Source organism: Pseudomonas sp., from assembly GCF_032058845.1.
Taxonomy (GTDB): domain Bacteria; phylum Pseudomonadota; class Gammaproteobacteria; order Pseudomonadales; family Pseudomonadaceae; genus Aquipseudomonas.
Map to the genome: position 1 here is coordinate 17,643 of NZ_DAMCCR010000032.1, position 20,840 is coordinate 38,482.

A 20,840-nucleotide genomic window follows, 5' to 3' on the forward strand; every position below is an offset into this window, starting at 1 on the left:
AACGGCCACCGCTGGCGGGCCGACCGGCTTTAACCGCCCAGCAACTTGCCATTACTGACGCAGATCAGTATTAATCTACGCCGCCCAGGCCGACAACCGACCTTTTTGCGGCACATCATTCCTTCAAAGAATGAAATTTTTCCTTTTCTGTTCGGTACGTATTCGCCATGTCCAAACGCCTGATGCCCTCGACCACTGCCCTGCAGTGCTTCGAGGCCGCCGCACGCCATCTGAGCTTCACGCGCGCAGCCCAGGAGCTGCACCTGACCCAGAGCGCCGTCAGCAAGCAAGTCGCACAGCTCGAGGACATGCTCTGCCACCCGCTGTTCGAGCGGATTCGCAGGCGCCTGCACCTGACCCCGGCCGGCGCGTTGTACCTCACCGAGGTGAACAAGATCCTCACCCAGATCGACATGTCCAGCCGCTACATCCTCAGTTACGGCGACGACACCGAGGTATTGCGCATCGCCACTCAGCCGACCTTCGGCGCACGCTGGCTGGTCCCGCGCCTGCAGGGGTTTGCCGATCGCTACCCGCGCATCAACCTGGATGTGCGCAACGAGCTGGAGCCGTTCGACCTGGTGCAGGCCAAGGCTGACATCGCCTTCTTCTTCGGCCAGGGCACCTGGCCTGGCGCGACCTGCATCGAGCTGTTCAGCGAAACCGTGGTGCCGGTGTGCGCCCCGTCCCTGCTCAACAGCCACCCCTTCGACAGCGCCAGCGCGCTGACCGAGCACCGCCTGCTGCAGTGTGCCTCACGCCCTGAAGCCTGGCACGAGTGGTTCCTGGGCCTGGGCCTGCACAGCCAGAACAGCTACCACGGCCCTCGCTTCGACACCTTCTACCTATGCATTCGCGCTGCCATTGCCGGCTGCGGCCTTGCACTGATTCCGCGCTACCTGGTGGCTGAAGAACTGGCCGAGGGCAAGCTGGTGGTGGCATGGGATCATCCGGTGTCGAGCAATGGTCGGCACTTCATGGCCCATGCCGAACACGCGGCACAGGTGCCCAAGGTGCGTGCGTTCGTCGATTGGATCGGCGAGCGATTGGTCGCTGAGTGCTGATCACGAAACGGCCGGGGTCATGCCTGGGGGGAATGACTGTAATCGGATAATTCGTTTGCGCGCAGACCCGCCGACGCGCTTCGATAACGCCTAATTCAAACTCAGGCGTGCGCGCAGATGAACCCCGACACGATCAGCCAATCCATTTCCATCGTTCACCCGATCACGCTGTCCCACGGCCGCAATGCCGAGGTATGGGACAGCGACGGCAAGCGCTACATCGATTTTGTCGGCGGCATTGGCGTGCTCAATCTGGGGCACTGCAACCCGGCCGTGGTCGAGGCGATCCGCGAGCAGGCCACCCGCCTCACCCATTACGCCTTCAACGCCGCCCCGCACTCACCCTATCTGCAGGTCATGGAGCGTCTCAGCCAGTTCGTTCCAGTGAGCTACCCGCTGGCGGGCATGCTCACCAACAGCGGCGCGGAAGCAGCGGAGAACGCCCTGAAAGTGGCGCGCGGCGCGACCGGCAAACGCGCCATCATCGCCTTCGACGGCGCCTTCCACGGCCGGACCCTGGCCACCCTCAACCTCAATGGCAAAGTGGCACCGTACAAGCAGCGCATTGGCGAATTGCCGGGCCCGGTGTACCACCTGCCCTACCCCAGCGCTGACACCGGCGTGACCTGCGAAGAAGGCTTGAAAGCGCTGGAGCGGCTGTTCAGCGTGGAGCTGGCCGTAGAGGACGTCGCCGCGTTCATTCTCGAACCGGTTCAGGGGGAAGGCGGTTTTCTTGCGATGGACCCGGCTTTCGCCCAGGCCTTGCGGCGCTTCTGTGACAGCCACGGCATTCTGATCATCGCCGACGAGATTCAGTCGGGCTTCGGCCGCACCGGCCAGCGGTTTGGCTTTACCCGCCTGGGCATCGAGCCTGACCTGTTGCTGCTTGCCAAGAGCCTGGCCGGCGGCATGCCACTGGGTGCGGTAGTCGGCCGGCGCGAGGTGATGTCAGCCCTGCCCAAGGGCGGCCTGGGCGGCACTTACTCAGGCAACCCGATTGCCTGCGCGGCGGCATTGGCCAGCCTGGAACAGATGACCGATGAAAATCTGTCGACCTGGGGCGAGCGCCAGGCGCAGGCGATCCAGATGCGCTACGACCGCTGGCAGGCCACCCGCCTGACGCCCTGCCTGGGCCGCCTGACGGGTGTCGGCGCGATGCGCGGCATCGAGCTGGTCAATGCCGACGGCAGCCCCGCCACGGCACAGCTGGCCACGCTGCTGGACGTCGCCCGCGCCAAGGGCCTGTTGTTGATGCCCAGCGGCAAGGCCCGGCACATCATTCGCCTGCTGGCGCCGCTGACCATCGAGCCTGCAATACTCGAAGAAGGTCTGGATGTGCTCGAAGCGTGCCTGGCCACGCTGGTCTAGGCGTTACAGGCCCAGCTCTTCGGGGGTCAGCATGTCGCACTCGAACGCGATCCAGCCGCCTTCGAGCTCGGCGTGACCGTTGACGATCGGGCCGTAGTAGGCAAGGCCGTTTTCCAGGGTCACGCAGATGTGGGTTGGCGTTTGCGGGGCAGCCAGGGTGTTGACGAAGTGCACCTTCTTCAAGGTCTCGGTAACCGCTTCCAGACCGACCCGCACATTGGGATTTTCCGAGGCTTCGACGTCACCGGCGTAGTTTTCGGTGCTGACGGTGATGGTGGCGGTGTAGGGGTAGGTGCTCAACGGGTCGACCTCAATGGCAATAGGGAAGCGCTACAAGGCGCGTAGAGTACGGCAGCGCGTTGCGCTTGTCTTTAGCCCGCCGATGGTCTCGCCTGCTGCGATCTGGTACGGTGCCCGCCGATCTACGCCCCACCCATGAGGACACCCGAGTGAGCGCCGACCAACCCATGACCGCCGACCTGTTCGATGTCGACAAACGCCTGATGCTGAAGCCCGTGGTGGAATTCAACAGCTACCTGCGCGGCGCCTTCGGCGAGGGCCCGTGCACCTGCTACCGCTGCGTTGAAAACGGCGGCGGACAGGCCGACTACAGCCACCTGCACACCTTCACGTTCGACGGCAGTGTCAGCCATCGACGCTTTGCCAGCACTTCAGCCAGCGATGTGCTGCTGCGGCTCAAGAAAGCCTGGCTGTCCTACACCCAGGAAGAGCTACAAACGCTGGGCGTGCTCAACCTGGACAAGCTCAGGACATTCATCGAACCCAGCCTGCACGAACGCCTGATCACACTGCTTGGCGCCAGCGGCCTGGCCCGCGAAGAAGACGGCCAGTGGCATTTACAGGCCCTGGCCGACTAGACCAGGCCTGAATAGCTTTCAGGCGAGGGCTGCGTTCAACGCAGCATGACCGCCCATGGAGGCGTATCCGCCCCAGCCTGGTTACCCTCGACGCCTGTGCCGCGGCGGCTAACGCCCGCTCAGTGCTGCCCGCCAGCGCGATGCAGCAACTTCTTGCAGCGCTCGGACAGGTGCACCACGCGCAGGTGCTTACCCGCCTTGGCGTAGCGCTCCCGCAACGTCTGCAATGCGGCTACGGCGGAGTAATCGACGAAACTCAGGTGCTGGCAGTCCAGGGTGACCTGGGCGGGGTCGCTGGCCGGGTCGAACTGGTTGAGAAACGGCGTGGTCGAGGCGAAGAACAACGTGCCATGCGCCTGATAGTGCTTGTGCCCCTCGGCATCGACATGGGCCTCGGCATACAGCTCGCGGGCATGCTGCCAGGCGAAGTTGATCGCTGCGATGACGATGCCGAACAGCACGGCCGCCGCCAGGTCAGTGAGCACCGTCACGACCGTGACCGCCACGATGGCCAGCATGTCGCTGGCCGGGACCTTGTGCAGCACCCGCAGCGAGGCCCAGGCAAAGGTCTGCTGCGCCACCACGAACATCACCCCGACCAGTGCCGCCAGCGGTATGCGCTCGATCAACGGCGAAAGGAACAGCACGAACAGCAGGATCATCACCCCCGCCGCCACGCCCGACAAGCGCCCGCGACCCCCAGAACTGAGGTTGATCACGGTCTGGCCGATCATGGCGCAGCCGCCCATGCCGCCGAACAGCCCCGAGGCCATGTTGGCCGCGCCCAAGGCCACACACTCGCGGTCAGGAAAGCCGCGGCTTTCGGTGATTTCGTCGGTGAGGTTGAGCGTCAGCAGGGTCTCGAGCAGGCCGACCATGGCCATCAGCAGCGCATAGGGCGCGATGATCCGCAGGGTCTCCAGGTTCCACGGCACCTGCGGCCAGGCCAGCGCTGGCAGGCCGCCGGCGATCTGTGCCATGTCACCCAAGGTGCGCGTGGGCAAGTCGAAGAAGAACACCAGCAGGCCCACGCCAAGAATCGCCACCAGCGCCGGCGGCACCGCCTTGGTCAGCCTCGGCAGCACATAGACCACCAGCATGGTCAGGGCGACCAGGCCCACCATCACGTACAGCGGCGCGCCGCTCAACCACCGCTCACCCTGCTTGAAGTGCTCCAGCTGCGCCATGGCGATCACGATCGCCAGGCCGTTGACGAAGCCCAGCATCACCGGATACGGCACCAGACGAATCAACTTGCCCAGGCGCAAGGCGCCGAACAGCACCATCAATGCGCCACCCAGCAGCACGGTGGCCAGCAGATAGTCGACGCCGTGCTGCACCACCAGCGCTACGATCACCACCGCCATTGACCCGGCTGCGCCGGAAATCATGCCGGGGCGGCCGCCGAACAGCGCGGTCAGCGTGCAGATGATGAAGGCGCCATACAGGCCCATGAGCGGGTTGAGGTGCGCCACCAGGGCGAAGGCAATGCATTCGGGCACCAAGGCGAATGCGGTGGTGAGGCCGGCCAGGAGGTCGGCGCGAAGTCGGGCGGGTTTCATGAAGATCCTGTGGCAAGGCGGGTACGCGACAGCAGGCCATCAGGCGAGAGACCGCCGCGCAAGCAGAAAGGAGCGCAATGTTACGGAATTTGTCAGCCACCGACTACCCGTTACCGACACCCTGAGGTCAGACACAACGGCGGGCAGGCGCGCCGTCGTCAAGTTTGCCATCATGCAGGCTCTACCTCCGGAGATCGGCCCCATGCTGCGAAGAACCTGCCTCGCCACCCTGCTCCTGGCCAGCAGCCTGACCTGCCAGGCGGCGACCGAAGTCGTGCCCTTGCAGCACCGCACCAGCGCGCAGTTGCTGCCCACTGCCCAGGCGTTCATCGGCAATGACGGCTCGGTCAATGCGTTCGAGGACAAACTGGTGGTCAACGCCCCGCAGAATCGCATCGACGAACTGCGTGCCCTGCTGCAACAGCTCGACACCGCCCCCAAGCGCCTGCTGATCAGCGTCGACAACAGCGACAGCAGCTATCAGGACAACCGCGGCAGCAGTCGAGTGATCCAGTACGGCACCAGCAATCGCGAAGGCGGGCTCCAACAGATCCGCGCCAGCGAAGGGCAGCCGGCGCTGATTCAAGTGGGCCAGAGCATCCCCATCACCAGCAGCGCGACAGACAGTTATGGCCGCCTGCAGAGCAACACGCAGTACCGCAACGTCACCCAGGGTTTCTACGTCACCGCCAGCGTCAGTGGCAACACGGTTCATCTGCAAATCAGCAACAATCATGACCGTATCAGCACCGAACGTGCTGATGTAGTGAAGGTACAGAGCAGCGACACGACCCTGACCGGCAACCTCGGCGAATGGATCACGCTGGCCGGTTTCGATCAGCAGAGTCGCGCGGATCAGGGTGATTCGCAGGTTACGTACAGCACGCAGCGCGGCGAGAACATGACCGTACGTGTCAAAGTTGATCTGGTGGAATGATCAGCAGACCAGAAAGCGCGACCAAAGGCCCTGAAACTGACCGGCAAGTCGTATTAGACCAAAGATGTAGTGCCACATAAAAACCACTACAAAGTCGTTGACAGGGTGTTTTTGCGCTAGGCATGATGGCCCCGCTCCCGCTCATCAGGGGCCCTGCACGGGGCCTTCGCAGCAGGCCTCCGTTACCCCGGAGACGCTGCGTGTCCAGCCAGCCCACAAGGCGGTTCGACGGGATTGTGACTGCACTGGAGAAGGTGTTCGAAGGACGCAAGCGCATCACCGCAGCCACTGGTACCGAATAGCGCAACCGCAGCACGGCATCCACGAGCCAACCTGCCCAGCCCATTCAGCCCACCTGCAGCGCGTCCTCGGAACATCCGTCTTGACCAGCACAATGCCTCGAACGTTGGTGGTTGCCCTGTCCCTGAAGCGCGTGCCGAGCCCAGCACCTATTTCACATGACTGATGCGACGAGGTTTTTTCCCATGGCACTGACACGCGAACAGCAAATTGCAGCCCTCGAGAAAGACTGGGCCGAGAACCCGCGCTGGAAAGGCGTGACCCGTACCTACACCGCCGCCGATGTCGTTCGCCTGCGTGGCTCGCTGCAACCCGAACACACCCTGGCCCGAGCCGGCGCCGAGAAACTCTGGACACTGGTCACCCAGGGCGCTCACCCTTCCTTCCGCCCCGACAAAGACTTCGTCAACTGCATGGGCGCTCTCACCGGCGGCCAGGCCGTGCAGCAGGTCAAGGCCGGCATTCAGGCGATCTACCTGTCGGGCTGGCAGGTGGCCGCCGACAACAACTCCGCCGAATCCATGTATCCCGACCAATCGCTGTACCCGGTCGACTCGGTGCCCACGGTGGTCAAGCGCATCAACAACTCGTTCCGCCGCGCCGACCAGATCCAGTGGAAAGCCGGCAAGAATCCAGGCGACGACGGCTACATCGACTATTTCGCACCGATCGTGGCCGACGCCGAAGCGGGCTTCGGCGGTGTGCTCAACGCCTATGAGCTGATGAAGAACATGATCGAGGCGGGCGCGGCGGGCGTTCATTTCGAAGACCAACTGGCCTCGGTGAAGAAATGCGGCCATATGGGCGGCAAGGTCTTGGTACCGACCCAGGAAGCGGTACAAAAACTGGTCGCTGCGCGCCTGGCCGCCGACGTTGCCGGCGTGCCGACCATCATCCTGGCGCGTACCGATGCCAACGCCGCTGACCTGCTGACCAGCGACTGCGACCCGTACGATCAACCGTTCGTGATCGGCGAGCGTACCCGCGAAGGCTTCTATAAGGTGCGCGCGGGTCTTGACCAGGCCATCGCCCGGGGCCTTGCCTATGCGCCCTACTCCGACTTGATCTGGTGCGAAACCGCCAAGCCGGATCTGGCCGAAGCACGCCGCTTCGCCGAAGCGATCAAGAAGGAGTACCCGGATCAGTTGCTGTCGTACAACTGCTCGCCGTCGTTCAACTGGAAGAAGAACCTCGACGACGCCACCATCGCCAAGTTCCAGCGCGAACTGTCGGCCATGGGCTACAAGCACCAGTTCATCACCCTGGCGGGTATTCACAACATGTGGCACGGCATGTTCAACCTGGCCCACGACTACGCCCGCAACGACATGACGGCCTACGTCAAGCTGCAGGAGCAGGAGTTTGCCGACGCCAGCAAGGGCTATACCTTCGTGGCGCACCAGCAGGAAGTGGGCACCGGCTATTTCGATGACGTGACCACGGTGATCCAGGGCGGCGCTTCGTCCGTCACTGCACTGACCGGGTCTACCGAGGAAGAGCAGTTCCACTGATTGCGGCGGCGACAATCGACCGCAGCGATAAAAAGCCCGGACCGCGAGAGCGTTCCGGGCTTTTCAATGACCCCACCTCTACTGCGCACCAGTCGTCATCCCCCCCGACTCAATCGCCACCGGCGCGAGCGCAATGGCCGATAGCAGCTATGCTTGGCGAACAACAACGAAGCAAGGGCTACCCATGTCCCGCTCACGTCTCTGCAGGCTTGCACCCCGATGCGCGGCTGAATCGACGCTCGATCGTCGATTCATTGATCCAGCGCGGCACCCGCCCATGCGTTTACCTGTAGAACTGCAGCCTTTTGCGCCGTGGCACCTGGCGCTGAATAAAAATCAACTTAGATGCGCAATAACCAAGTAAAAGAATCAGGCTTTGTTCAGATGATATTAATTATCATTACACATTGGCAATTCATTACAACTACCCAAAAAGATAATTACAGGGATATAGGGCCAAACCCCGAAACTCAGGGTGTACAGCCAGTTACAAGGGCTTTTTGTTCTTAATCCTACGAATAAATTTGCCACAGTAAATTTACTTGCATAGGGTTTACCCATAAAATCAGCTCGATTGCTCCAGCTGCGACATTTCGTCACTGCTCCTGCGACACCACGTCGCCGCTCACATTATTTTCAGTTTGCAGAGCCTGAGCTCTGTATAAGGAATTCAGCATGCCCGATTCGACAGGACTGATCGCCCACAACTGGGGCTTGGCCATCTTCCTTCTCGGTGTCGTCGGCTTGTGTGCGTTCATGCTCGGCCTGTCGAGCCTGCTGGGCAGCAAAGCCTGGGGCCGCGCCAAGAACGAACCGTTCGAATCCGGCATGTTGCCCACCGGCGGCGCGCGTCTGCGGCTGTCGGCCAAATTCTATCTGGTCGCGATGCTGTTCGTGATCTTCGATATCGAAGCCCTCTTTCTCTTTGCCTGGTCTGTGTCCGTCCGCGAAAGCGGCTGGACCGGATTCGTCGAAGCACTCGTTTTCATAGCAATTCTGTTGGCAGGTCTTGTCTACCTATGGCGCGTGGGGGCTCTTGACTGGGCACCGGAAGCACGCCGCAAGCGGCAAGCGAAGCTGAAACAATGAGGCTTTGGCAATGCAATACACGCTCACCAAGATCGATCCAGATGCGCCCAACGAGCAGTATCCGGTCGGCGAACGGGAAACCGTAACCGATCAGCTGCTGGAGGATCAGGTCCACAAGAACATCTACATGGGGAAACTCGAGGATGTGCTGCGTGGCGCCGTCAACTGGGGTCGCAAGAACTCCCTCTGGCCGTACAACTTCGGCCTGTCCTGCTGCTACGTGGAAATGACCACGGCCTTCACGGCGCCCCACGACATCGCCCGCTTCGGTGCGGAAGTGATCCGGGCATCGCCGCGTCAGGCCGACTTCATGGTCATCGCCGGTACCTGCTTCATCAAGATGGCGCCGATCATTCAGCGCCTGTATGAGCAGATGCTCGAACCCAAGTGGGTCATCTCCATGGGTTCGTGCGCCAACTCCGGCGGCATGTACGACATCTACTCGGTCGTTCAGGGGGTCGACAAGTTCCTCCCTGTGGACGTCTATGTGCCAGGCTGCCCGCCTCGCCCCGAAGCGTTCCTGCAAGGCTTGATGCTGCTGCAGGAATCGATTGGCCAGGAGCGACGCCCGCTGTCCTGGGTCGTGGGCGATCAAGGTATCTACCGTGCCGAGATGCCGGCGCAGAAAGATCTGCGCCGCGAACAGCGTATCGCGGTAACCAACCTGCGCAGCCCCGACGAAGTCTGATCCAGCGACCTGCCGCCCGCTCCCCTGGAGCCGGCGGCCTGGCTTCATTCTCTACGTTGACCGAAAGCGACCGAGACCATGACAGCGGACACCGCTATTTACATTCCGCCTTACAAGGCTGACGACCAAGATGTGGTCGTCGAACTGCACAACCGTTTCGGGGCCGACGCCTTCGTCGCCCAGGAAACCCGCACCGGCATGCCGGTGCTGTGGGTCAAGCGCGCCCAGCTCAAGGAAATCCTGAGCTTCCTGCGCGGCGTGGCCAAGCCCTACAGCATGCTGTACGACCTGCACGGTGTCGACGAGCGCCTGCGTACCCAGCGCCGCGGCCTGCCAGCGGCTGACTTCAGCGTGTTCTACCACCTGATGTCGATCGAACGTAACAGCGACGTGATGATCAAGGTCTCGCTCAGCGAGGGCGACCTGAACCTGCCGTCGATCACCAGCATCTGGCCCAACGCCAACTGGTACGAGCGCGAAGTGTGGGACATGTTCGGCATCGACTTTGCCGGCCACCCGCACCTGAGCCGCATCATGATGCCGCCGACCTGGGAAGGTCACCCGCTGCGCAAGGACTATCCGGCGCGCGCCACCGAATTCGACCCCTACAGCCTGACCCTGGCCAAGCAGCAGCTCGAAGAAGAATCGGCGCGCTTCAACCCGGAAGCCTGGGGCATGAAGCGTCAGGGCGCCAACGAGGACTACATGTTCCTCAACCTGGGCCCCAACCACCCGTCCGCGCACGGCGCGTTCCGTATCGTCCTGCAACTGGACGGCGAAGAGATCGTCGACTGCGTGCCCGACATCGGCTACCACCACCGTGGCGCCGAGAAGATGGCCGAGCGCCAGTCGTGGCACAGCTTCATTCCCTACACCGACCGCATCGACTACCTCGGCGGGGTGATGAACAACCTGCCGTACGTGCTGGCGGTCGAAAAGCTGGCCGGGATTCAGGTGCCGCAGAAAGTCGACGTGATTCGCATCATGCTCGCCGAATTCTTCCGCATCACCAGCCACCTGCTGTTCCTGGGTACCTACATCCAGGACGTCGGCGCCATGACCCCGGTGTTCTTCACCTTCACCGACCGTCAACGCGCCTACACCGTGATCGAAGCGATCACCGGTTTCCGCCTGCACCCGGCCTGGTACCGCATCGGCGGTGTCGCCCACGACCTGCCGCGCGGCTGGGACAAGCTGGTCAAGGACTTCGTCGACTGGCTGCCCAAACGCCTCGACGAGTACACCAAGGCTGCGCTGCAGAACAGCATCCTCAAGGGCCGCACCATCGGCGTTGCCGCCTACAACACCAAGGAAGCGCTCGAGTGGGGCACCACCGGTGCCGGCCTGCGCTCCACCGGCTGCGACTTCGACCTGCGCAAGGCGCGCCCGTACTCGGGCTACGAGAACTTCGAGTTCGAAGTGCCGCTGGCGCACAACGGCGATGCCTACGACCGCTGCATGGTCCGTGTGGAAGAGATGCGCCAGAGCATCCGCATCATCGACCAGTGCCTGCGCAACATGCCCGAAGGCCCGTACAAGGCGGATCACCCGCTGACCACGCCGCCGCCCAAAGAGCGCACCTTGCAGCACATCGAGACCCTGATCACGCACTTCCTGCAAGTGTCGTGGGGCCCGGTCATGCCGGCCAACGAGTCGTTCCAGATGATCGAAGCGACCAAGGGCATCAACAGTTACTACCTGACGAGCGACGGCGGCACCATGAGCTACCGCACCCGCATCCGCACCCCGAGCTACCCGCACCTGCAGCAGATCCCTTCGGTGATCAAAGGCAGCATGGTCGCCGACCTCATTGCGTATCTGGGCAGTATCGACTTCGTTATGGCTGACGTGGACCGCTGAGCATGAACAACACGCTTATCCAGACTGACCGTTTCGCCCTGAGCGAAGCCGAGCGCTCGGCCATCGAGCACGAGATGCACCACTACGAGGACCCGCGCGCGGCGTCCATCGAGGCCCTGAAGATCGTGCAGAAGGCCCGTGGCTGGGTGCCCGATGGCGCCATCTATGCCATTGGCGAGGTGCTCGGCATTCCGGCCAGCGACGTCGAGGGTGTGGCCACCTTCTACAGCCAGATCTTCCGCCAGCCGGTCGGCCGCCACATCATCCGCGTCTGCGACAGCATGGTCTGCTACATCGGCGGCCATGAATCGGTCGTCAGCCAGATCCAGAGCGAACTGGGCATCGGTCTGGGCCAGACCACCAGCGATGGGCGTTTCACCCTGCTGCCGGTGTGCTGCCTGGGCAACTGCGACAAGGCCCCGGCGCTGATGATCGACGACGACACCTTTGGCGACGTGCAGCCTGCTGGCGTCTCCAAGCTGCTGGAGGGTTACGCATGACCATCACTTCCTTCGGCCCGGCCAACCGCATCGCGCGCAGCGCCGAGACCCACCCGCTGACCTGGCGCCTGCGCGAAGACGGCGAACCGGTGTGGCTCAGCGAGTACCAGAGCAAGAACGGCTATGCCGCTGCGCGCACCGCGCTGGCCCAGCTGTCGCCCGATGAAATCGTGCAGAACGTCAAGGACTCCGGGCTCAAGGGCCGCGGTGGCGCCGGCTTCCCCACCGGGGTGAAGTGGGGCCTGATGCCCAAAGACGAATCCATGAACATCCGCTACCTGCTGTGCAACGCGGATGAAATGGAGCCCAACACCTGGAAAGACCGCATGCTGATGGAGCAACAGCCCCATCTGCTGATCGAAGGCATGCTGATCAGCGCCCGTGCGCTGAAGGCCTACCGCGGCTACATCTTCCTGCGTGGCGAGTACACCACGGCGGCGAAGAACCTCAACCGCGCCATCGACGAAGCCAAGGCTGCGGGCCTGCTGGGCAAGAACATTCTCGGCTCGGGCTTCGACTTCGAGCTGTTCGTGCACACCGGCGCCGGGCGTTATATCTGTGGTGAAGAAACCGCACTGATCAACTCCCTCGAAGGCCGCCGCGCCAACCCGCGCTCCAAGCCGCCCTTCCCTGCCGCCGTCGGTGTGTGGGGCAAGCCAACCTGCGTGAACAACGTCGAGACCCTGTGCAACGTGCCGGCCATCGTCGCCAACGGCAACGACTGGTACAAGGCCCTGGCCCGCGAAGGCAGCGAAGACCACGGCACCAAGCTGATGGGCTTCTCCGGCAAGGTGAAGAACCCTGGCCTGTGGGAGCTGCCGTTCGGCGTCACCGCCCGCGAGCTGTTCGAAGACTATGCCGGTGGCATGCGCGATGGCTTCCGGCTCAAGTGCTGGCAGCCAGGCGGCGCCGGCACCGGCTTCCTGCTCCCCGAGCACCTCGATGCGCAGATGTATGCCGGTGGCATCGCCAAGGTCGGCACTCGCATGGGCACCGGCTTGGCGATGGCGGTGGACGACAGCGTCAACATGGTCTCGCTGCTGCGCAACATGGAAGAATTCTTCGCCCGTGAATCCTGCGGCTGGTGCACGCCGTGCCGTGACGGTCTGCCCTGGAGCGTGAAGATGCTGCGCGCCCTGGAGCGCGGTCAAGGCAGCGCGCAGGACATCGAGACCCTGCTCGGGCTGGTCAACTTCCTCGGCCCAGGCCGCACCTTCTGTGCTCACGCACCGGGTGCCGTCGAGCCGCTGGGCAGCGCCATCAAGTACTTCCGCTCGGAGTTCGAGGCCGGTGTCGCCCCTGCTGCGGCAGGCGCCACCTTGAGCCCGAACCTCGCCAAACCGCTGCCGGCAGGTCCGGTGGTGGTCGGCGCATAACAAGATGAACGGCGCCTGACCCTGGTCAGCGCCTGCCCACTGGCCGACCCGAACCCTTCGAGGAAGGCCAGCGGCAAACCGATTTCCATTAGCCACGCCTGCTCACGCGGGCCAACGAAGAACTTTGAACCATGGCCACTATCCACGTAGACGGCAAAGCGCTCGAAGTCAACGGTGCAGACAACCTGTTACAGGCCTGTCTGTCGCTTGGCCTCGACATCCCTTATTTCTGCTGGCACCCGGCGCTCGGTAGCGTCGGCGCCTGCCGGCAATGCGCGGTCAAGCAGTACACCGACGAGAACGACACCCGTGGTCGTATCGTCATGTCCTGCATGACCCCCGCCTCCGACGGCAGCTGGATCTCGATCGAAGACGAAGAATCCAAGGCGTTCCGCGCCAGCGTCGTCGAATGGCTGATGACCAACCACCCGCACGACTGCCCCGTGTGCGAGGAAGGCGGTCATTGCCACCTGCAAGACATGACCGTGATGACCGGTCACAACGAGCGCCGCTACCGCTTCACCAAACGCACCCACCAGAACCAGGACCTCGGCCCGTTCATCGCTCACGAGATGAACCGCTGCATCGCCTGCTATCGCTGCGTGCGCTATTACAAGGACTACGCCGGCGGTACCGACCTGGGCGTGTACGGCGCGCACGACAACGTCTATTTCGGCCGCGTCGAAGACGGCGTGCTGGAAAGCGAGTTCTCCGGCAACCTCACCGAGGTCTGCCCGACCGGCGTGTTCACCGACAAGACCCACTCCGAGCGCTACAACCGCAAGTGGGACATGCAGTTCGCCCCGAGCATCTGCCACGGCTGCTCCAGCGGCTGCAACATCAGCCCGGGTGAGCGCTACGGCGAATTGCGCCGCATCGAGAACCGCTTCAACGGTTCGGTGAACCAGTACTTCCTCTGCGACCGTGGCCGCTTCGGCTACGGCTACGTCAACCGCAAGGACCGCCCGCGCCAGCCGCGCCTGGCCGACGGCACCACGCTGTCACTGGACGCTGCGCTGGACAAGGCCGCGGACCTGCTGCGCGGTCGCACCATCGTCGGCATCGGTTCGCCCCGTGCCAGCCTGGAAAGCAACTACGGCCTGCGCGAGCTGGTCGGTGCCGAGTACTTCTACGCCGGCATCGAAGCCGCTGAGCTGGCCCGCGTGCGCCTGGTCCTGGACGTGCTGAACAACAGCCCGCTGCCGGTGCCGACCCTGCGCGACATCGAAAGCCACGACGCCGTGTTCGTGCTGGGTGAAGACCTCACCCAGACGGCTGCGCGTGTTGCGCTTTCCGTACGCCAGGCCACCAAAGGCAAGGCCGAGGCCATGGCCGAAGGCATGAAAGTGCAGCCCTGGCTGGATGCCGCGGTGAAGAACATCGGCCAGCACGCGCTGTACCCGCTGTTCATCGCCTCGCTGACCGACACCAAGCTCGATGACGTCGCCGAGGAATGCGTACACGCCGCACCGGTCGACCTGGCGCGCATCGGCTTCGCCGTGGCGCACGCCATCGACCCAAGCGCCCCGGCTGTCGCCAACCTCGATGACGAAGCCACGGCCTTGGCCCAGCGCATCGCCGACGCCCTGGTCGCTGCCCAGCGTCCATTGGTGATCGCCGGCACCTCGCTGGCAGAACCGGCACTGATCGAAGCCGCCGCCAACATCGCCAAGGCGTTGAAGCTGCGTGAGAAAAACGGCTCGCTGAGCCTGGTGGTGCCAGAAGCCAACAGCCTGGGCATGGCCATGTTCGGTGGCGACAGCGCCGATGCCGCGCTGGATGCCGTGATCAGCGGCAAGGCCGATGCCATGGTGATCCTGGAAAACGACCTGTACGCCCGCCTGCCGGCCGTCAAGGTCGACGCTGCCCTGGCCGCTGCCAAGGTGGTGATCGTTGCGGATCACAGCAAGACGCCCACCAGCGACCGCGCCCATCTGGTGCTCCCAGCCGCCTCCTTCGCCGAAGGTGACGGCACTCTGGTCAGCCTCGAAGGCCGCGCCCAGCGCTTCTTCCAGGTGTTCGATCCGCAATACCTGGACAGCAGCATCAAGATCCACGAAGGCTGGCGCTGGCTGCATGCCCTGCGCGCGACCCTGCTGAACAAGCCGGTGGACTGGACCCAACTGGACCACGTCACCCAGGCCTGCGCCCGGGTCACGCCGCAACTGGCCGGCATCGTCGATGCAGCACCGAGCGCAGCGTTCCGCATCAAGGGCATGAAGCTGGCCCGTGAACCGCTGCGCTATTCCGGTCGTACTGCCATGCGCGCCGACATCAGTGTGCACGAGCCACGCACCCCGCAAGACAAGGACACCGCCTTTGCCTTCTCCATGGAAGGTTATTCCGGATCAGCCGAACCCCGCCAGCAGGTGCCGTTCGCCTGGTCGCCGGGGTGGAACTCGCCGCAGGCCTGGAACAAGTTCCAGGACGAGGTCGGTGGTCACCTGCGCGCCGGTGATCCGGGGATCCGTCTGATCGAGAGCCAAGGCGATCGTCTGAACTGGTTCAGCGCCGTACCGGGTGCTTACAACCCGGCGCGCGGCACCTGGACAGCCGTGCCGTTGTTCCACCTGTTCGGCAGCGAAGAAAACTCCTCGCGCGCGGCCCCGGTGCAATCGCGCATTCCCGACGCCTACGTGGCGCTGGGCAAGTCCGAAGCCGACCGCCTGGGTGTCAACGAAGGTGCACTGCTCAGCCTGACCGTCGCCGGCGTGGCCCTGCGCCTGCCGCTGCGTATCCATGAAGCGCTGGGCGCAGGCCTGGTCGCGTTGCCGAAAGGCCTGGCCGGCATTCCGCCGGCCATCTTCGGTGCCACCGTCGAAGGCCTGCAGGAGGCAGCACAATGAGTTGGTTCACCCCTGAAGTGATCGATGTGATCCTCAGCGTCGTGCGCGCCATCGTGGTGCTGCTGGCGGTGGTCGTTTGCGGGGCGTTGCTGAGCTTCGTCGAACGCCGCTTGCTGGGCTGGTGGCAGGACCGATACGGCCCTAACCGCGTTGGCCCGTTCGGCATGTTCCAGATCGCCGCCGACATGCTGAAGATGTTCTTCAAGGAAGACTGGAACCCGCCCTTCGTCGACCGGTTCATCTTCACCCTGGCGCCGGTCGTGGCCATGAGCGCGCTGCTGATCGCCTTCGCAGTGATTCCGATCACCCCACTGTGGGGCGTGGCCGACCTCAACATCGGCCTGCTGTTCTTCTTCGCCATGGCCGGCCTGTCGGTATACGCCGTGCTGTTCGCCGGCTGGTCGTCGAACAACAAGTACGCCCTGCTCGGCAGCCTGCGGGCGTCGGCGCAGACCGTGTCGTACGAAGTGTTCCTGGGCCTGGCGCTGATGGGCGTGGTGGTGCAGGTGGGCTCGTTCAACATGCGCGACATCGTCGAGTACCAGGCGCAGAACCTGTGGTTCATCATTCCGCAGTTCTTCGGCTTCTGTACCTTCTTCATCGCTGGCGTGGCCGTGACGCACCGTCACCCGTTCGACCAGCCGGAAGCGGAGCAGGAACTGGCCGACGGTTACCACATCGAGTATGCCGGCATGAAATGGGGCATGTTCTTCGTCGGTGAGTACATCGGCATCATCCTGGTGTCGGCGCTGCTGGTGACACTGTTCTTCGGTGGCTGGCATGGCCCGTTCGATCTGCTGCCGCAGGTACCGTTCCTGTGGTTCGCGCTGAAGACCGCGTTCTTCATCATGCTGTTCATCCTGCTGCGCGCCTCGATTCCGCGCCCGCGCTATGACCAGGTGATGGATTTCAGCTGGAAATTCTGCCTGCCGCTGACCCTGATCAATTTGCTGGTGACCGCTGCGATCGTGCTCTACAACACGCCAGCCGTCGCGGCCCAGTGAGGATTTGACCCATGTTCAAATATATCGGCCACATCGTCAAAGGCACCGGCACCCAGCTGCGCAGCCTGGCGATGGTGTTCTCCCACGGGTTTCGCAAGCGCGACACCCTGCAATACCCCGAAGAAGCCGTGTACCTGCCGCCGCGCTACCGCGGGCGCATCGTGCTCACCCGTGACCCGGATGGTGAAGAGCGTTGCGTTGCCTGCAACCTGTGCGCCGTGGCCTGCCCGGTCGGCTGCATCTCGTTGCAGAAAGCCGAGACCGAAGACGGCCGCTGGTACCCGGATTTCTTCCGTATCAACTTCTCACGCTGCATTTTCTGCGGCCTGTGCGAGGAAGCGTGCCCGACCACCGCGATCCAGCTGACACCGGATTTCGAGATGGCCGAGTTCAAACGTCAGGACCTGGTCTACGAGAAGGAAGATCTGCTGATCTCCGGCCCGGGCAAGAACCCTGACTACAACTTCTACCGTGTTGCCGGGATGGCGATTGCAGGCAAGCCGAAGGGCGCCGCGCAGAACGAAGCCGAACCGATCAACGTGAAGAGCTTGCTCCCATAAGGACAGAAAGATGGAATTCGCGTTCTACTTCGCCTCCGGGATCGCCGTGGTCTCCACCCTTCGGGTGGTGACCGGGACCAATCCTGTGCATGCGCTGCTGTACCTGATCATCTCGCTGATCTCGGTGGCGATGATCTTCTTCTCCCTCGGCGCACCGTTCGCAGGCGCCCTGGAAGTGATCGCCTACGCCGGCGCCATCATGGTGCTGTTCGTCTTCGTGGTGATGATGCTCAACCTGGGGCCGGCCTCGGTCGCTCAGGAACGTGGCTGGCTGACCCCGGGCATCTGGGCAGGCCCTGTGCTGCTCGGTGGCCTGCTGCTGGCCGAGCTGCTCTATGTGCTGTTCGTGACCCCGAGCGGGGCCGGTATCAGCGGCACCACGGTCGATGCAAAAGCCGTGGGCGTCAGCCTGTTCGGCCCTTACCTGCTGGTGGTCGAGCTGGCCTCGATGCTGCTGCTGGCGGCAGCAGTCACCGCCTTCCACCTGGGCCGCAACGAGGCGAAGGAGTAAGTCATGGGTACTATCCCTCTCGAGCATGGTCTGGCGGTTGCCGGCATCCTGTTCTGTCTAGGTCTGGTCGGCCTCATGGTCCGGCGCAACATTCTCTTCGTGCTCATGAGCCTGGAAGTCATGATGAACGCCTCTGCGCTGGCGTTCATCGTCGCCGGCGCCCGTTGGGTCCAACCCGACGGCCAGGTGATGTTCATCCTGGTGATCAGCCTGGCAGCGGCCGAGGCCAGCATTGGCCTGGCGATCCTGCTGCAGCTGTATCGCCGCTTCCACACTCTCGACATCGATGCTGCCAGTGAGATGCGCGGATGAACCTTCTCTTCCTGACTTTCGTCTTTCCCCTGATCGGCTTCCTGCTGCTGTCGTTCTCCCGCGGGCGGTTCTCCGAAAACCTCTCTGCGCTGATCGGCGTCGGCTCGGTCGGTCTCTCGGCGGCCGTGGCCGCTTACGTGATCTGGCAGTTCAACGTCGCGCCGCCCGAAGGCGGCGCCTACAGCCAGCTGCTGTGGCAGTGGATGTCGGTGGACGGTTTCGCGCCAAGCTTCACCCTGTACCTGGATGGCCTGTCGGTCACCATGCTGGGTGTGGTCACTGGCGTCGGCTTCCTGATCCACCTGTTCGCCTCTTGGTACATGCGCGGCGATACCGGCTATTCGCGGTTCTTCTCGTACACCAACCTGTTCATCGCCAGCATGCTGTTCCTGATCCTGGGCGATAACCTGCTGTTCATCTACTTCGGCTGGGAAGGTGTGGGCCTGTGCTCGTACCTGCTGATCGGCTTCTACTACAGCAACCGCAACAATGGTAACGCTGCACTGAAGGCGTTCATCGTCACCCGCATCGGCGACGTGTTCATGGCCATCGGCCTGTTCATCCTGTTCGCCCAGCTGGGCACGCTGAACGTGCAGGAGCTGCTGGTGCTGGCGCCGCAGAAATTCCAGGCCGGCGATACCTGGATGGTGCTGGCCACGCTGATGCTGCTCGGCGGCGCGGTCGGTAAATCCGCCCAGCTGCCGCTGCAGACCTGGCTGGCTGACGCGATGGCAGGCCCGACCCCGGTCTCGGCCCTGATCCACGCCGCGACCATGGTGACCGCAGGCGTGTACCTGATCGCTCGCACCAACGGTCTGTTCCTGCTGGCGCCGGACATCCTCCACCTGGTGGGCGTGGTCGGTGGCGTGACCCTGGTACTGGCCGGCTTCGCCGCGCTGGTACAGACGGACATCAAGCGCATCCTCGCCTACTCGACCATGAGCCAGATCGGCTACATGTTCCTGGCGTTGGGCGTAGGTGCCTGGCAGGCCGCGATCTTCCACCTGATGACCCACGCCTTCTTCAAAGCTCTGCTGTTCCTTGCCTCGGGCTCGGTGATCAACGCCTGCCACCACGAGCAGAACATCTTCAAGATGGGCGGCCTGTGGAAGAAGCTGCCGCTGGCCTACGCCAGCTTCCTGGTCGGTGGTGCGGCGCTGGCAGCCTTGCCGATCATCACCGTGGGCTTCTACTCCAAGGACGAAATCCTCTGGGAAGCGTTCGCCAGCGGTAACAGCGGGCTGCTGTATGCCGGCCTGGTCGGTGCGTTCATGACCTCGCTGTACACCTTCCGCCTGATCTTCATCGCCTTCCACGGCGAAGCCAAGACCGAAGCACATGCCGGTCACGGCCTGGCCCACGGCTTGCCGCTGGGTGTGCTGATCGTGCTGTCGACCTTCATCGGTGCCTGGATTCATCCGCCACTGGCGGGTGTACTGCCGGAAAGCGCCGGGCATGCCGGTGGTGAAGCGCAACACAGCCTGGAAATCGCCTCGGGCGCCATCGCCATCGCCGGCATCCTGCTGGCGGCCATGCTGTTCCTCGGCAAGCGTCGCTTCGTCACTGCAGTGGCCAACAGCGGCATCGGTCGCTTCCTCTCGGCCTGGTGGTATGCCGCGTGGGGCTTCGATTGGCTGTACGACAAGCTGTTCGTCAAGCCGTACCTGTGGATCAGCCATGTGCTGCGCAAAGACCCGGTCGACCGCAGCATCGGCCTGATCCCGCGCCTGGCGCGCGGCGGCCATGTAGCCATGAGCAAGACCGAGACCGGCCAACTGCGCTGGTACACCGCCTCCATCGCCCTGGGCGCCGTCCTGGTGCTTGGCGCTGTCGTGGTGGCAGCGGTATGACCCTGAATCTTGCGAACCTTGCGACTCTGCGAAAGGAAACGAACCCGTCATGATTTTGCCTTGGCTGATCCTGATTCCCTTCATCGGTGGCCTCCTGTGCTGGCTGGCGGAGCGCTTCGGCGCCACCCTGCCGCGCTGGATCGCGCTGCTGACCATGTCCCTGCTGCTCGGCATCGGCCTGTGGCTGTGGGCCCACGGCGACTACACGCTCGCCCCTGCCCCCGGCGCAGAACCGGTCTGGGCCCTGGAATTCAAGGTCCAGTGGATTCAGCGCTTCGGCATCAGCCTGCACCTGGCCCTCGACGGCCTGTCGCTGCTGATGATCCTGCTGACCGGCATGCTCGGCGTGCTCTCGGTGCTGTGTTCCTGGAAAGAGATCCAGGCCCACGTCGGCTTCTTCCACCTCAACCTGATGTGGATCCTGGGCGGCGTGGTCGGGGTGTTCCTCGCCCTGGACCTGTTCCTGTTCTTCTTCTTCTGGGAAATGATGCTGGTGCCGATGTACTTCCTCATCGCGCTCTGGGGTCACAGCTCGGCAGACGGCAAGAAGACGCGCATTTATGCCGCGACCAAGTTCTTCATCTTCACCCAGGCCAGCGGCCTGATCATGCTGGTGGCGATCCT

The 20,840-nt window shown here is 63.4% G+C and carries 19 protein-coding genes; 17 read left to right on the plus strand and 2 right to left on the minus strand.

From position 1 onward, the window contains the following. The first annotated feature begins 167 nt into the window (after nucleotides 1–167). Together RT028_RS08620 and RT028_RS08625 are read left to right on the plus strand one after the other, a co-directional pair. On the plus strand, nucleotides 168–1,064 hold the full coding sequence (locus RT028_RS08620; RefSeq protein WP_312934289.1) for a LysR substrate-binding domain-containing protein: 897 nt from the start codon (nucleotides 168–170) through the stop codon (nucleotides 1,062–1,064). 117 nt (nucleotides 1,065–1,181) lie between these two features. Then, nucleotides 1,182–2,432: an aspartate aminotransferase family protein gene (locus RT028_RS08625; protein WP_312934290.1), complete on the plus strand. Its 1,251-nt coding sequence runs from the start codon at nucleotides 1,182–1,184 to the stop codon at nucleotides 2,430–2,432. 3 nt (nucleotides 2,433–2,435) lie between these two features. Here the strand turns inward: RT028_RS08625 and RT028_RS08630 are convergent, their stop codons facing one another. Further along, nucleotides 2,436–2,732: a hypothetical protein gene (locus tag RT028_RS08630; RefSeq protein WP_312934291.1), complete on the minus strand. Its 297-nt coding sequence runs from the start codon at nucleotides 2,730–2,732 to the stop codon at nucleotides 2,436–2,438. Between the two features lie 149 nt (nucleotides 2,733–2,881). Between RT028_RS08630 and RT028_RS08635 the strand changes: the two genes are divergently transcribed. Continuing rightward, the gene (locus RT028_RS08635; RefSeq protein ID WP_312934292.1) at nucleotides 2,882–3,310 is read left to right on the plus strand and encodes a hypothetical protein; all 429 of its coding nucleotides are present in this window, start codon (nucleotides 2,882–2,884) and stop codon (nucleotides 3,308–3,310) included. 119 nt (nucleotides 3,311–3,429) lie between these two features. On the opposite strand, the gene RT028_RS08640 is transcribed toward RT028_RS08635, so the two are convergent. Next, nucleotides 3,430–4,872, minus strand: coding sequence for a SulP family inorganic anion transporter (locus RT028_RS08640; RefSeq protein WP_312934293.1), 1,443 nt, complete (start codon nucleotides 4,870–4,872; stop codon nucleotides 3,430–3,432). 172 nt (nucleotides 4,873–5,044) lie between these two features. Here RT028_RS08640 and RT028_RS08645 point away from each other — a divergent pair, with 172 nt between their 5' ends. The 14 genes from RT028_RS08645 to RT028_RS08710 form a co-directional block, all read left to right on the plus strand. Further along, entirely contained in the window at nucleotides 5,045–5,809 is a 765-nt protein-coding gene (locus RT028_RS08645) for a secretin N-terminal domain-containing protein (RefSeq protein WP_409567210.1), read from the plus strand. A gap of 485 nt (nucleotides 5,810–6,294) precedes the next feature. Next, nucleotides 6,295–7,620 (plus strand): isocitrate lyase, encoded by a 1,326-nt coding sequence (aceA, locus tag RT028_RS08650; RefSeq protein ID WP_312934295.1) that lies wholly within the window; start codon nucleotides 6,295–6,297, stop codon nucleotides 7,618–7,620. Between the two features lie 675 nt (nucleotides 7,621–8,295). Then, the gene (locus tag RT028_RS08655) at nucleotides 8,296–8,709 is read left to right on the plus strand and encodes an NADH-quinone oxidoreductase subunit A (protein WP_312934296.1); all 414 of its coding nucleotides are present in this window, start codon (nucleotides 8,296–8,298) and stop codon (nucleotides 8,707–8,709) included. Nucleotides 8,710–8,719: 10 nt separating this feature from the next. Continuing rightward, nucleotides 8,720–9,397 (plus strand): NADH-quinone oxidoreductase subunit B, encoded by a 678-nt coding sequence (locus tag RT028_RS08660; protein WP_312934297.1) that lies wholly within the window; start codon nucleotides 8,720–8,722, stop codon nucleotides 9,395–9,397. A 78-nt stretch (nucleotides 9,398–9,475) separates the two neighbouring features. Next, nucleotides 9,476–11,257 carry an NADH-quinone oxidoreductase subunit C/D gene (nuoC, locus tag RT028_RS08665; RefSeq protein WP_312934298.1) on the plus strand — a complete coding sequence of 594 codons (1,782 nt, stop codon included), beginning with the start codon at nucleotides 9,476–9,478 and terminating at the stop codon, nucleotides 11,255–11,257. Continuing rightward, the gene (nuoE, locus tag RT028_RS08670; protein ID WP_312934308.1) at nucleotides 11,254–11,757 is read left to right on the plus strand and encodes an NADH-quinone oxidoreductase subunit NuoE; all 504 of its coding nucleotides are present in this window, start codon (nucleotides 11,254–11,256) and stop codon (nucleotides 11,755–11,757) included. The genes nuoC and nuoE overlap by 4 nt, the downstream gene beginning before the upstream one ends. Then, nucleotides 11,754–13,133 carry an NADH-quinone oxidoreductase subunit NuoF gene (nuoF, locus tag RT028_RS08675; RefSeq protein ID WP_312934299.1) on the plus strand — a complete coding sequence of 460 codons (1,380 nt, stop codon included), beginning with the start codon at nucleotides 11,754–11,756 and terminating at the stop codon, nucleotides 13,131–13,133. Before nuoE ends, nuoF begins: the two co-directional genes overlap by 4 nt. Before the next feature lie 131 nt (nucleotides 13,134–13,264). Further along, entirely contained in the window at nucleotides 13,265–15,979 is a 2,715-nt protein-coding gene (gene nuoG, locus RT028_RS08680) for an NADH-quinone oxidoreductase subunit NuoG (protein WP_312934300.1), read from the plus strand. Then, the gene (gene nuoH / locus RT028_RS08685) at nucleotides 15,976–16,983 is read left to right on the plus strand and encodes an NADH-quinone oxidoreductase subunit NuoH (protein WP_312934301.1); all 1,008 of its coding nucleotides are present in this window, start codon (nucleotides 15,976–15,978) and stop codon (nucleotides 16,981–16,983) included. The genes nuoG and nuoH overlap by 4 nt, the downstream gene beginning before the upstream one ends. Nucleotides 16,984–16,994: 11 nt before the next feature. Beyond that, the gene (gene nuoI, locus RT028_RS08690; protein ID WP_312934302.1) at nucleotides 16,995–17,543 is read left to right on the plus strand and encodes an NADH-quinone oxidoreductase subunit NuoI; all 549 of its coding nucleotides are present in this window, start codon (nucleotides 16,995–16,997) and stop codon (nucleotides 17,541–17,543) included. Between the two features lie 10 nt (nucleotides 17,544–17,553). After that, nucleotides 17,554–18,054, plus strand: coding sequence for an NADH-quinone oxidoreductase subunit J (nuoJ, locus tag RT028_RS08695; protein WP_312934303.1), 501 nt, complete (start codon nucleotides 17,554–17,556; stop codon nucleotides 18,052–18,054). A 3-nt stretch (nucleotides 18,055–18,057) separates the two neighbouring features. Beyond that, nucleotides 18,058–18,366, plus strand: coding sequence for an NADH-quinone oxidoreductase subunit NuoK (gene nuoK / locus RT028_RS08700; protein ID WP_312934304.1), 309 nt, complete (start codon nucleotides 18,058–18,060; stop codon nucleotides 18,364–18,366). Beyond that, nucleotides 18,363–20,216, plus strand: coding sequence for an NADH-quinone oxidoreductase subunit L (gene nuoL, locus RT028_RS08705; protein WP_312934305.1), 1,854 nt, complete (start codon nucleotides 18,363–18,365; stop codon nucleotides 20,214–20,216). Before nuoK ends, nuoL begins: the two co-directional genes overlap by 4 nt. 49 nt (nucleotides 20,217–20,265) lie before the next feature. Next, nucleotides 20,266–20,840: proton-conducting transporter membrane subunit (locus RT028_RS08710; RefSeq protein ID WP_312934306.1), on the plus strand; the 575-nt coding region annotated here is incomplete at its 3' end.